Here is a 12,370-nt window from a genome sequence, read left to right as displayed (position 1 = left end):
AATTCGGTAAAACATGTCGCGCCGGCGATGCCCCGGCGGCGAAAACGGTTGAGGAGCCGCTCATGCACGGGACCATCGATCTGGTCGACGACACCAATCTGGACACTGCACGCGAACGCGCCAACACGCTTGCGCTCGCAGACTACGATCCCGGCCATCCCGAGCTGTTCAAGACCGATACCTTCTGGCCGTATTTCGACCGGCTGCGCCGCGAGGATCCGGTGCACTACTGTAAGGATTCGATGTTCGGTCCGTACTGGTCGATCACCCGCTACAACGACATCATGGACATCGAGACCAACCACGCGGTGTTCTCCTCGGCGGCATCGCTCGGCGGCATCACCATCCGCGACGTGCCGCCGGACCTGCGCCGCGAAAGCTTCATCGCGATGGACCAGCCGCGCCATTCGGCGCAGCGCAAGACCGTGGCGCCGATGTTCACGCCGACGCACCTCGACGAGCTCGCGATCAATATCCGCAACCGCTCGACCGAGTGCCTCGACAATCTGCCGCGCGGCGAGGTGTTCGACTGGGTCGACAAGGTCTCGATCGAGCTGACCACGCAGATGCTCGCGGTGCTGTTCGACTTCCCGTGGGAGGATCGCCGCAAGCTGACGCGCTGGTCCGACGTCGCGACCACCCTGCCCGGCGCCGGCGGCCTGGTCGCCACCGAGGACGAGCGGCAGGCGGAACTGATGGAATGCGCGACCTATTTCGCACGGCTGTGGAAGGAACGAGCTGACCAACCGCCGAAGAGCGACCTGCTCTCGATGATGGCGCACAGCGACGCCACGCGGAACATGGACCCGAAGAACTTCCTCGGCAACCTGATCCTGCTGATCGTCGGCGGCAACGACACCACGCGCAACACGCTGTCCGGCAGTATCTACGCGCTGAGCAAGCATCCGGAGCAGTATCGCAAGCTCAAGGAGAACCCGGCGCTGATCGACAGTTTCGTGCCCGAGGTGATCCGCTGGCAGACGCCGCTCGCCCATATGCGGCGCACCGCGCTCGCCGACTTCGAGTTCCGCGGCCGCCAGATCAAGAAGGGCGACAAGGTCGTGATGTGGTACGTCTCGGGCAACCGCGACGAAGAGGCGATCGAGAAGCCCTACGAGTTCCTGATCGACCGCGCCCGGCCGCGCACCCACATCTCCTTCGGCTTCGGCATCCACCGATGCGTCGGGCTGCGTCTTGCCGAGCTGCAGCTCAAGATCATCTGGGAGGAGATCCTCAAGCGCTTCGACACGATCGAGGTGGTGGAGGAGCCGCAGCGGGTGTATTCCAGCTTCATCAAGGGCTACGAGACGCTGCCAGTGCGCATCGCCGCCTGAGGCCGCATCCGCTATCGTGTTGAAACATTCGCGTCGCTCGGCCTGAGTTAGGAAGGCACAATCGGATGGGTTCCCTCCCCACGCAACCGGGGTATACCCCGGTTGCGCATCATGAATCCGCACAAGTCGGGCAGGCCCGACTTGTGTGCGGGGGAGGGTTAGGGAGAGGGGTAAGCCGCGCGGGCAGTGCTCGTGGCACACCCCTCTCTCCAACTCTCCCCCGCAAGGGGGGAGAGAGCCCAACCACCTCCCGTGCGGCTTTGGCAAAATTGTGTGGAGAGAAATCATGAACGTCCACGCCGCAGTCAGTGCCGACAAGGCCGAGTTGCAGCGCCTCGCCCGCGAGGAAGCCTATTCGACTCCGTTACAGGACTTTCACCCCGGCGCGCCAAAACTGTTCCAGAACGACACGCTGTGGCCGTGGTTCGAGCGGCTGCGCAAGGAAGAGCCGGTGCACTACTGCACCAATTCGCCGATCGAGCCTTATTGGTCTGTGGTGAAGTACAACGACATCATGCATGTCGACACCAGCCACGGCATCTTCTCCTCGGACTCCACGCTCGGCGGCATCTCGATCCGCGACGTGCCGCCCGGCTACGACTATCCGAGCTTCATCGCGATGGACCAGCCGAAGCACGCCCATCAGCGCAAGACCGTCTCGCCGATGTTCACCCCTAATCATCTCGACGAGCTGGCGAAGCTGATCCGCCAGCGCTCGGCCAGCGTGCTCGACAATCTGCCGCGCAACGAGACCTTCAATTTCGTCGAGCGCGTCTCGATCGAATTGACCACCCAGATGCTGGCGACGCTGTTCGACTTCCCCTGGGAGGAGCGACGCAAGCTGACGCGCTGGTCCGACGTCTCCACCGCGCTGCCGAAGAGCGGCATCGTCGATTCGCCGGAACAGCGGCGGCAGGAAATGGACGAGTGCTACGCCTATTTCTCGAAGCTGTGGAATGAGCGCGTCAACGCGCCGCCAAGGAACGACCTGCTGTCGATGATGGCGCACAGCGAGGCCACGCGGCACATGGACCCCGACAATCTGATGGGCAACATCATCCTGCTCATCGTCGGCGGCAACGACACCACGCGCAACACCATGAGCGGCTCGGTGCTGGCGCTGCACGAGCATCCCGACCAGTTCAAGAAGCTGAAGGAGAACCCCGCGCTGATCGACACCATGGTGCCGGAGGTGATCCGCTGGCAGACGCCGCTCGCGCATATGCGGCGCACCGCGCTCCAGGACACCGAAATCGGCGGCAAGACGATCAGGAAGGGCGACCGCGTCGTGATGTGGTACGTCTCCGGCAACCGCGACGACGAGGTGATCGACCGCCCCGACGAATTCATCATCGATCGCGCCCGGCCGCGCATCCATCTGTCGTTCGGCTTCGGCATCCACCGCTGCGTCGGCATGCGGCTCGCCGAGCTGCAGCTCAAGATCGTCTGGCAGGAGATGCTGAAGCGCTTCGACCGAATCGAGGTGGTCGGCGAGCCGAAGCGAGTCTATTCCAGCTTCGTCCGCGGCATCGAGAACCTGCCGGTGCGGATCCCGGGCCGAGTCTAGAATATCCTTGGCTGCAAGTGCGTTCGGCCCTATGTCTGCCTGATGTGATTGCCGATGCGCGGCTGCAGGCCGCCCCGTTCGGCAGTGCCTTGCAGTTTGGGCCAGTTGACGGAACATGAACCGAAAAGAGCGGCGGGCGGCCAGCAAGCGACAGGATGAGTCCGCCAAGCGGCCAAGCCCACCTTTCGGCTCCGCCGGCGTCAGCATTGCCGACCTCGCCGCCGAGGCAAGCCGCTTTTACGGGATGCGCCGCTTCAACGAAGCGCAGGAGATCTGCCGGCGCATTCTCGCGCGCGAGCCCGGCCATGTGCAGAGCCTCAATCTTCTCGGCCTGATGGCGCAGGCAGCCGGCGATCACCGGGCCGCCGCGAAGCTGTTCACCAAGGCGATTGCCTCCGACGAGGTGAACGCCGCCTGCCACTACAATGCCGGCAATTCGTACCAGGCGCTGGGCAATCGCGCCAAGGCGACCACGCATTTCGGCAAGGCGCTGGCGCTCGGCATGGATGCAAGGGCGGTCAGCTTCGTCCTGCAGAGCCCGACCATCGCCGGCTATATCGGGCGGATCGCCGGCAAGTGGCCGCTCCCGGTGACGACCGTCGAATTGTTCGGCGCCGAGGGCCTCGCCCCGCTTGCGCGCGACCTGTTCCTGCGCGCGGCGTTGGAGGCGACGACACTGGCCAACATGCAGCTCGAGGTTCTGCTCGGATATGCGCGGGCCGAACTGCTGCGGCTCGCGAGCAATCAGGACCCGGAGGACGACGAGATCGTCGCCTTTGCATGCGCGCTCGCCCGCCAATGCTTCATCAACGAATATCCGTATGGGCAGACCGAGGTGGAAGGCGAACGTGCAGGCGCATTGCGCGATCGACTACTGCAAGATCCGGCGTCAGGTGTCGCCATCGCGCCGCTCACGCTCGCGGTCGTTGCGGCCTATTTCCCGCTTCATGCGCTCCCGCAGGCGGACGCGCTGCTGTGCCGTGATTGGCCTGCGGCCGCTGTCGGCCTGTTGAAGGTGCAGCTTCGCGAGCCGCGCGAGGAGATGGCAGAGCGCGGCACCATTGCGACACTCACCCCGATCAAGAACGAGGTATCCGTCGAGGTGATGCGCCAGTACGAGGAAAATCCCTATCCGCGCTGGACCGTCAACCCGCTGACGGCCTTCGCGGCCGACCGGGCGCGGGGACGGACCGTCGCGACCGCGGAACAGCAGGCCGAACGGGATATCCTGATCGCGGGTTGCGGCACCGGCTCGCACGCGATCCAGATCGCGCAGGTCTATCCGAACGCCCGCCTGCTCGCGGTCGACATCAGCATGACGAGCCTCGCCTATGCGCGCCGCAAGACGCGGGAGCTGGGCCTGCGCAACATCGAATATGCGCAGGCGGATATCCTGGAACTGGGCGCGATCGGTCGCACCTTCGACAGCATCGAGTCGGTCGGCGTGCTGCACCATCTGGCCGAGCCTTTTGCCGGCTGGCGCGTGCTGGTCTCGCTGCTACGACCGGGCGGCACGATGCGCATCGGCCTGTACAGCGAGTTGGCGCGGCGCGTCATCGTGGAGGCCCGGGCCCGCATCGCCGCGCGCAATTATCGCGCCACCGCGGACGACATCCGACGCTGCCGCCAGGACATTTTTCGCGAGGCCGAACAATGGAAGCCGCTGATCGGCGCCAAGGATTTTTACAGCATGAGCGGCTGCCGCGATCTGCTGTTCAACGTCATGGAGCATCGCCTGACGATCCCCGAGATCGCGGCATTCCTCAACGAACACGGTCTGACCTTCCAGGGCTTCGAGCCGTTTGACGATCCGGCGGTGCTCGAACAATTCCGCAAACAGTTTCCGGGCGCGGCCGACGAGACCAATCTGGACCAGTGGCACCGCTTCGAGGTCGATCATCCCGAGACGTTCTGGGACATGTACGTCTTCACGGTCGGCAAGACCGCGCGCTGACGGCAAGGCGCTGCGCATGATGAGGTCGAATAGTGACCGCGACGGCACTGCGCTCCCTCTCCCCGTTCTTACGGGGAGAGGGTTGGGGTCAGGGGCCGTCTCCGCGTATCCGGCGATAGTTATGCTTGCGGAGGCTCCCCCTCACCCGGAACGCATCCAAGGATGCGTTCCGACCTCTCCCCGCACGCGGGGCGAGGTGAAGCGGAGCCTGCCGCTCGACTCGGAGTAGGGTCATCCCTCTAGTGACCGTGCTGGCCCTTGCTGGTCGGCAACGGGCAATTGGTGCAGACCCGGTCGTCGCACATCCGGCAGATCGTGAAGCGATCCATCTCCGATGTATCCTGCCTTGCCAGCAGTTCGCGGATCAGCGTCGCGAGCTGCTTTCGTTCGGCCGACGACAGCACATCGAGCAATGACGTCACGGCGGAAATCCGCGACGCCAGCAGCTCGTTGCGGGATGCAGCGCCGGACGCCGTCAGGTGCAAGGCGACCTCCCGGCCGTCCTTGCCCGGACGGCGTTCGACCAGCCGATCCGAAACCAGACGGTCCACCAGCCGGACCGTTCCGGAATGCGACAGGCCGAGGATCCGCCTCAGCTTGTCGTTGGTCATGCCCTGACCATAGCCGATGACGATGAGGGCCGCCGGCGTCTCGCCGCCGCGGCCGACCACCTCGCGCGCGCCTTGCTCGATACGATCCATGACGGCGAGCGACAGCGCACCCAGCAGATTGGCGATTCCGTGTTCCATGCGGGGAATAATATGTGCGCTACGCACAAAAAACAACTTGACCTGATATGTGCGCTACGCACATATTTATCCGGGAGAGCAACAACGACCAAAAATGGAGAGCAGCGATGACGATCCGAAGCACCGCATTGGCAATGCCTGACGCCGCCGGCAGCGAACCCACGCTGAAATACGTGCAGGCCAACGGCGTGCGGTTTGCCTATCTCGAACAGGGCAACGGACCGCTTGTCATGTTCATGCATGGCTTTCCCGACAACGCCTGGTCGTATCGCAAGCAGCTGCAGGTGTTCGCTGATGCCGGGTATCGCGCGGTCGCACCGTTCCTGCGGGGCTATGCGCCGACCGAGATTCCGGCCGACGGCATCTTCGATCCGATCGCGCTGGGCCAGGATCTCGAAGCGCTGATCGCGGCGTTGAGCGACGACGGACAGGCGCGCGTCGTCGGCATGGATTGGGGCGGCACGTCAACGTTCCACGTGCTGGCCACGGCGCCGTCGGCGATCAAGGCCGCGGTTGTCATGAACACCGCGCACCCGATCACGATTCCGAGCCTCAGGAGCGATCCCGATGCCGTTCGATCGGTCTTCCATGTCTATTTCTTTACGGTGCCTGGCGCTCACTCGGCGGTCAACATCGAGGGACTTCCCTTCGTCGACTACCTTTGGAAGTTGTGGTCGCCGACATTCGAGAACGACGCGCATCTGCGCTCCGTCAAGGAGACGCTCAGCTCTCCCGGCACCATGAAGGCGGCGCTGAAATACTACAATGGCCTGGTCGATGCGGGAGTGGCTGGCCGGCTGCCGATCAACGACATGCATACGCCGACGCTGACGATTTATGGCGGCAACGATCCGACAGCGCGGTATTCGATCAAGGAAGAGCCGCTCTTCAAGGGGCCACATCAGCGCGTTGTCCTGCCCAATGTCGGGCACTTCCCGCACCTCGAGCGCGAGGCCGAGGTCAACAGTTTGATCATGGACTGGTTCAAGACCCACGCCGCCGGCTGAACAGCCGTGCTGCAACCAGCGACCACGTCACGAAGTCTTTCGAATTCTCTCTAACCAGGAGTGCGCGCAATGGACGCCACGACACAGCAGCAACACGCCGAAGCGTTTCATGCTCTTCACAGGACGGGCGACCCGCTCGTCCTGTTCAACGCCTGGGACGTCGCGACCGCCAAGGCGATCGCGAAGAGCTCGCCGGCCATCGCGACCAGCAGCGGCGCGGTGGCGTCTGCGCTCGGCTTTGCCGACGGCGAAAATGCCCCGCTCGATATGATCGAAGGCATGGTCTCGCGGATGACCGCTTCGGTCCTGGTCCCGGTCTCGATCGATCTGGAGGCCGGATATGGCGACACCGCGGACGCCGCCGCGCGTTCGGCGGCAAGGATCCTGAAGGCCGGCGCGATCGGCATCAATATCGAGGACGGGCTTTTCGGCGGCACGCGGCAGCTCGCCAGTCCCGAGCAGCATGCCGCCAAGATCAGGGCGGTGCGCGACACCGCGCAACAGCTCGGCATTCATCTCTTCATCAATGCGCGGACCGATCCGTTCCTGCTGAAATTCGGCTCGCCGGAGCAATGCCTGGATGAAGCGGTGCGACGCGCGAAGCTCTATGCCGATGCCGGCGCAGACGGAATTTTTGTACCGGGCTTGACCGATCTCGCGCTGATCGAGCGGCTCGTTCAACTGACGCCGCTGCCGGTCAACATCATGGTGACGCGGGGCGTTCCCGAAATCGGCGAGCTCGCCCGCGTCGGCGTGCGCCGGATCAGCCTTGGGCCGTGGCCGATGATGGCGGCGATGCGCGTCATCGGAGAGGCCGCCGCCGCGGTGGTCGCGAGCAAGCAGTACGGCACGTTCCTGCAGCCGAATGGCTGAGTTCGAAGGTCGCCGGCCGCGCTGACGTGCGGTATACAAATCCGGTATAGCTGCGCGAGCCAGATACGAAGGGAGTTAAGTCTGCTCGCGCGGTAAGGCTTGGGTGAGGACGCGCCACTGCGCGCCCCGAGCCGAGGCCACGATGGACCAGATTGCCGTTCACCAGGACAGCGCGACCAGCACCGACTGGCCGGTCGCGATCTACCGCACGCTGAAGAGCTTCGGCGTCGCGCAGGTGTCCTACGTCCCCGACGCCGGACATTCCAAGCTGATCAAGCTGTCGCACGCCGATGCCGACATCAAGACCACGGTGCTGACGACCGAGGAGGAAGGCGTGGCGATGGCCGCCGGCGCCTGGCTCGGCGGCGATCGCGCGGTGCTGTTGATGCAATCGAGCGGCGTCGGCAATTGCGTCAACATGCTGTCGCTGATGGCGAGCTGCCGCTTCCCGCTGCTCACGCTGGTGACGATGCGCGGCGAATGGGCCGAGTTCAATCCCTGGCAGATCCCGATGGGCCGCGCGACGCCGCAGGCCTTCGAGATCATGGGCACCACCGTGCTGCGGCTCGAGAACCCCGACGACACCGAGGAGGTGATCTCGGCCGCTGCCTCGCTCGCCTATGACGGCGACCAGCAGGTCGCGGTGCTGATCTCGCAACGGATGATCGGCCGCAAGAAGTGGACGAAGGAGACGCACTGATGTCAGCACCAACAGGCACGCTCGATCGCCGCGCCGCCGTGAAGGCGCTGCTCGCCGACCGCGGCGATTTGCTCGTGATCTCCGGGCTCGGCTCCTCGTCCTACGATGTGTTCGACGCCGGCGAGCATCCCGGCAACTTCTATCTCTGGGGCGCGATGGGCGGTGCCGCGATGATCGGGCTCGGCCTCGCGCTGGCGCAGCCGAAGCGCCCGGTGCTGGTCGTCACCGGCGACGGCGAGCAGCTGATGGGGATCGGCAGCCTTTTGACGATCGCAACCAAGCAGCCCGGCAATCTCTCGATCGCGGTGCTCGACAACGGCCATTTCGGCGAGACCGGGATGCAGCTCAGCCATTCCGGCTTAGGGGCGAAGCTCGAGGTGATCGCCGATGGCGCGGGCATCGGCGATGTCTCCGACATCGCCGACATGGCCGGCATCGAACGCTTCCGGAATAGCCTGCGCGATCTCGGCGGCGGCCCGCGGCTGGCACGGATCAGGATCGCGGCCGGCGAAGTCGAGCGCGCACTGCCGCCGCGCGACGGCACCTACCTGAAGAACCGCTTCCGCGGTCATCTCGGCTTCGCGGTGAGATGAGAGCATAATGCGTGCGACCCCGTCATTGCGAGGAGCGACAGCGACGAAGCAATCCATGCCACCGCGCATGCCGCGCGATGGATTGCTTCGCTTCGCTCGCAATGACGGAAATGAATGCAGCCGCGCTCAGGCGAGCTGGATATCCCAGAGCCCCTCGGTGCGGCACGCGGCGACCTCGTCGCGCAGCAATTTTGCGATCAGCGTGATGGCGTTGGAGCCGGGATGCTCGACCGGCGAGGCCAGAGTCAGCTCGCGTCGCGGCGCCGGCCGCGCGATCGGCGCGGTCTCGAGCCGGCCGTCGGCGACCTCGCCGCGCACCGAGGACGGCGGCAGCATGGTGTATCCGAGCCCCTCCTCGACCAAACTCGTCAGCACGCGGAACGAATCCGCCTCGAGCTTGACGTCGAGCGTGACCTTCTTCTTCGCCGCCGCATGCTCGATCATGGCGCGGAGCCCGTGCGAATGACTGGGCAGCACCAGGCGCTGGCGCAGCAGCCAGCCGATATCGACCTGCTTCTTCTGCTTCAACCCGCTGCCGCGCGGGCCGACCGCGACGATCGAGTCACGGCCGAGGCTCTGCACCGCCAGGTGCAGATCGACCGACGGACCGTAGATCACCGCAAGATCCATCTCGCCGCGATGCAGCCACTCGATCAGATGGCCGCTGTAGCTTTCGACGATGCAGAGCGAGATGCCGGGATAGCGTTCCACCGTGCGGCGCGCCAGCCGCGCCGAGATCACGCAGCTCACCGTCGGCACCAGCCCGAGCACGACGCGCCCGGACGGCGCGCCGCCCGCAGACTGGATGTCGTCGCGGATCTGGTCGATCTGCCGCACGATACCGCCGGTGCGCGCCAACAGCAGCCGGCCGGCATCGGTCAGCACCATGCCGCGGCCGTTGCGCGTGAACAATTCGGTGCGCAGCTCGTGCTCCAGCAGCTTGATCTGCCGGCTCAGCGCCGGCTGCGCGACCCGCAGGGTATCGGATGCCTTGCTCAGACTCCCGAGTTCCGCGACGCACGCAAAGGTCCTAAGCTGGCGGAAATCCATACTTGCCAATCCTGGAAGGCAGGTTCATACGCTATAACAAAACAGCATAGGGAGTTTACCGGGACCCCACAACAGCGGGCGTTTTCCTCACGCGAACCGGCTTCCGCTTCGCTCGACAACGCTCTGGCGCAACCTCTCGGCAAAACGAAATCATGACCGCACACGATCAGCACACCGACGACCACACAGACATCCGCGACGCCGTCGCAAAGCTTTGCGCGCAGTTTCCCGGCGAATACTGGCGCAAGCTCGACCGCCAGATGGCCTATCCGAAGGAGTTCGTCGATGCGCTGACGGAGGCCGGCTATCTCTCGGTGCTGATCCCCGAGGAATATGGCGGCGCGGGCCTGAAGCTGTCGGCCGCGGCGGCGATCCTGGAAGAGATCCAGCGCGCCGGCTGCAACGGCGGCGGCTGCCACGCCCAGATGTACACGATGGGCACCGTGCTGCGGCACGGCAACGACGCGCAGAAAGCGAAATATCTGCCGAAGGTCGCGACCGGCGAATTGCGGCTGCAGGCGTTCGGCGTCACCGAGCCGACCAGCGGCACCGATACCTCGTCGCTGAAGACCTTCGCGCGCCGCGACGGCGACCACTACATCGTCAACGGCCAGAAGATCTGGACCAGCCGCGCCGAATATTCCGACCTGATGATCCTGCTCGCACGCACCACGCCGAAGGAGCAGTCGAGGAAGCGCACCGACGGGCTCTCGGTGTTCATCGTCGACATGCGCGAGGTGAAGGGCAAGGGGCTGGAGATCCGCCCGATCCGCACCATGATGAACCACGCCACGACCGAAGTGTTCTTCACCGACATGAAGGTGCCGGCGGAGAATCTGATCGGCGAGGAAGGCAAGGGTTTCCGCTATATCCTCTCCGGCATGAATGCCGAGCGCATCCTGATCGCAGCCGAATGCGTCGGCGATGCCAAATGGTTCATCCAGAAGGCCACCAACTACGCCAAGGAGCGCAGCGTATTCGGCCGGCCGATCGGCCAGAATCAAGGCATCCAGTTCCCGATTGCCAAGGCCTACGCCTCGATGCGCGCGGCTGAATTGATGGTGAAGGAAGCCACCCGCAAATACGAAGCCGGTCTCGACTGCGGCGCCGAGGCCAACATGGCCAAGATGCTGGCGGCGGATGCCTCCTGGGAAGCGGCCAATGCCTGCGTGCAGACCCATGGCGGCTTCGGTTTCGCCGAGGAATACGACGTCGAGCGCAAGTTCCGCGAAACCCGGCTCTACCAGGTGGCGCCGATCTCGACCAATTTGATCCTGTCATTCGTCGCCGAGCACGTGCTCGGCATGCCCCGCTCCTATTGAGTTGCTTGACCATGCTGCCGCTTGAGGGATTGACCGTCATCGCCGTCGAACAGGCGGTTGCCGCGCCGTTCTGCTCGTCACGCCTGGCGGATGCCGGCGCCCATATCATCAAGATCGAACGGCCCGAGGGCGATTTCGCCCGCGGCTACGACGCCGCAGCGAAGGGCCAGAGCAGCTATTTCGTCTGGCTCAATCGCGGCAAGGACTCCGCCGTGGTCGATCTTGCCACCAAGGAAGGCCGCGCGCAGCTCGAGGCGCTGATCGCGGGCGCCGACGTGCTGCTGCAGAACCTCAAGCCGGGCTCGATGGACAAGCTCGGCTTCTCGCGCGAGCGGCTGCGCAAGGATTATCCCAAGCTGATCATGTGCACCATCACCGGCTATGGCGACACCGGCCCCTATGCCGACCGCAAGGCCTATGACCTGCTGATCCAGGCCGAGAGCGGCCTTGCCTCGATCACCGGCGGTCCCGAAGGCGCCTCGCGCGTCGGCATGTCGATCGTCGATGTCGCGACCGGCGCCACCGCGCACGCGTCGATCCTCGAAGCGCTGATCGGCCGCGGCCGCACCGGCCTGGGCGCCGACATCCGCATCTCGATGTTCGACGTGATGGCCGACTGGCTCACCGTGCCGCTGCTCAATGCCGAGAACGGCAAGTCACCGAAGCGGATCGGCCTCGCCCATCCCTCGATCGCACCTTACGGCGTGTTCCGCTCGAAGGACGGCAAAGAGATCCTGATCTCGATCCAGAGCGAGCGCGAGTGGAAGACGCTGTGCGCCAAGGTGCTGGGCCAGCCCGCTCTCCCCGACGATCCGCGCTTTGCCAACATGGTCGAGCGCGTGCGCAACCGCGCGCTGACCGACGGAATCGTCGGCGACGCGTTCGGCAAACTGACGCGCGAGGAATTGCTGACGAAGCTCGCCGAGGCCGACATCGCCTTCGCCGAGGTCAACAGCATGGACGACCTCGCCAAACATCCGCATCTGCGCCGCATCGAGGTCGACACGCCGAACGGCAAGGTCAGCTATCCCGCGCCGGCCGCGATCGTCGTCGGAGAGGACAGGCACTACGGCAAGGTGCCCGCGATCGGCGAGCGCATCAAACGTTAGGGCGTAATGAGATCAGGCGCGATTGCAATCAAGAACGAGCTGCGCCCCCTCTCCCGCTTGCGGGGGAGGGTTGGGGTGGGGGCTCTCTCCACGAGCCTTAACGTTGAGAGAG

Annotated in this window: 11 protein-coding genes; 9 read left to right on the top strand and 2 right to left on the bottom strand. The window is 64.8% G+C overall.

The window, feature by feature from the left end; all coding sequences use genetic code 11:
• The first annotated feature begins 62 nt into the window (after nucleotides 1-62).
• The 3 genes from AAFG07_RS08610 to AAFG07_RS08600 all read left to right on the top strand — a co-directional run bounded on the left by AAFG07_RS08610 (nucleotide 63) and on the right by AAFG07_RS08600 (nucleotide 4,855).
• Nucleotides 63-1,334, top strand: coding sequence for a cytochrome P450 (locus AAFG07_RS08610; RefSeq protein ID WP_342726885.1), 1,272 nt, complete (start codon nucleotides 63-65; stop codon nucleotides 1,332-1,334).
• Between the two features lie 286 nt (nucleotides 1,335-1,620).
• On the top strand, nucleotides 1,621-2,901 hold the full coding sequence (locus AAFG07_RS08605; RefSeq protein WP_342726884.1) for a cytochrome P450: 1,281 nt from the start codon (nucleotides 1,621-1,623) through the stop codon (nucleotides 2,899-2,901).
• 115 nt (nucleotides 2,902-3,016) lie between these two features.
• Nucleotides 3,017-4,855, top strand: a complete 1,839-nt coding sequence (locus tag AAFG07_RS08600; protein ID WP_342726883.1) for a methyltransferase domain-containing protein — start codon at nucleotides 3,017-3,019, stop codon at nucleotides 4,853-4,855.
• Between the two features lie 239 nt (nucleotides 4,856-5,094).
• Here the strand turns inward: AAFG07_RS08600 and AAFG07_RS08595 are convergent, their stop codons facing one another.
• Nucleotides 5,095-5,604: a MarR family transcriptional regulator gene (locus tag AAFG07_RS08595; RefSeq protein ID WP_342726882.1), complete on the bottom strand. Its 510-nt coding sequence runs from the start codon at nucleotides 5,602-5,604 to the stop codon at nucleotides 5,095-5,097.
• A 107-nt stretch (nucleotides 5,605-5,711) separates the two neighbouring features.
• Between AAFG07_RS08595 and AAFG07_RS08590 the strand changes: the two genes are divergently transcribed.
• The 4 genes from AAFG07_RS08590 to AAFG07_RS08575 all read left to right on the top strand — a co-directional run bounded on the left by AAFG07_RS08590 (nucleotide 5,712) and on the right by AAFG07_RS08575 (nucleotide 8,777).
• Nucleotides 5,712-6,611 carry an alpha/beta hydrolase gene (locus AAFG07_RS08590; protein WP_342726881.1) on the top strand — a complete coding sequence of 300 codons (900 nt, stop codon included), beginning with the start codon at nucleotides 5,712-5,714 and terminating at the stop codon, nucleotides 6,609-6,611.
• Nucleotides 6,612-6,680: 69 nt separating this feature from the next.
• Nucleotides 6,681-7,484 (top strand): isocitrate lyase/phosphoenolpyruvate mutase family protein, encoded by an 804-nt coding sequence (locus AAFG07_RS08585; protein WP_342726880.1) that lies wholly within the window; start codon nucleotides 6,681-6,683, stop codon nucleotides 7,482-7,484.
• Nucleotides 7,485-7,626: 142 nt separating this feature from the next.
• On the top strand, nucleotides 7,627-8,184 hold the full coding sequence (locus AAFG07_RS08580) for a thiamine pyrophosphate-binding protein (RefSeq protein WP_342726879.1): 558 nt from the start codon (nucleotides 7,627-7,629) through the stop codon (nucleotides 8,182-8,184).
• On the top strand, nucleotides 8,184-8,777 hold the full coding sequence (locus AAFG07_RS08575) for a thiamine pyrophosphate-dependent enzyme (protein ID WP_342726878.1): 594 nt from the start codon (nucleotides 8,184-8,186) through the stop codon (nucleotides 8,775-8,777). Before AAFG07_RS08580 ends, AAFG07_RS08575 begins: the two co-directional genes overlap by 1 nt.
• Before the next feature lie 126 nt (nucleotides 8,778-8,903).
• Here the strand turns inward: AAFG07_RS08575 and AAFG07_RS08570 are convergent, their stop codons facing one another.
• The gene (locus AAFG07_RS08570) at nucleotides 8,904-9,827 is read right to left on the bottom strand and encodes a LysR substrate-binding domain-containing protein (protein WP_342726877.1); all 924 of its coding nucleotides are present in this window, start codon (nucleotides 9,825-9,827) and stop codon (nucleotides 8,904-8,906) included.
• A gap of 152 nt (nucleotides 9,828-9,979) precedes the next feature.
• Between AAFG07_RS08570 and AAFG07_RS08565 the strand changes: the two genes are divergently transcribed.
• Together AAFG07_RS08565 and AAFG07_RS08560 are read left to right on the top strand one after the other, a co-directional pair.
• Nucleotides 9,980-11,149, top strand: a complete 1,170-nt coding sequence (locus AAFG07_RS08565) for an acyl-CoA dehydrogenase family protein (protein ID WP_342726876.1) — start codon at nucleotides 9,980-9,982, stop codon at nucleotides 11,147-11,149.
• A gap of 11 nt (nucleotides 11,150-11,160) precedes the next feature.
• Nucleotides 11,161-12,258: a CaiB/BaiF CoA-transferase family protein gene (locus tag AAFG07_RS08560; RefSeq protein ID WP_342726875.1), complete on the top strand. Its 1,098-nt coding sequence runs from the start codon at nucleotides 11,161-11,163 to the stop codon at nucleotides 12,256-12,258.
• The last annotated feature ends 112 nt before the right edge of the window (nucleotides 12,259-12,370 follow it).

The sequence above is a fragment of the Bradyrhizobium sp. B097 genome (genome assembly GCF_038957035.1).
Taxonomy (GTDB): Bacteria; Pseudomonadota; Alphaproteobacteria; order Rhizobiales; family Xanthobacteraceae; genus Bradyrhizobium.
The sequence above is the reverse complement of the archived record's forward strand: the minus strand, read 5'-3'. Positions and strand labels throughout refer to the sequence as shown.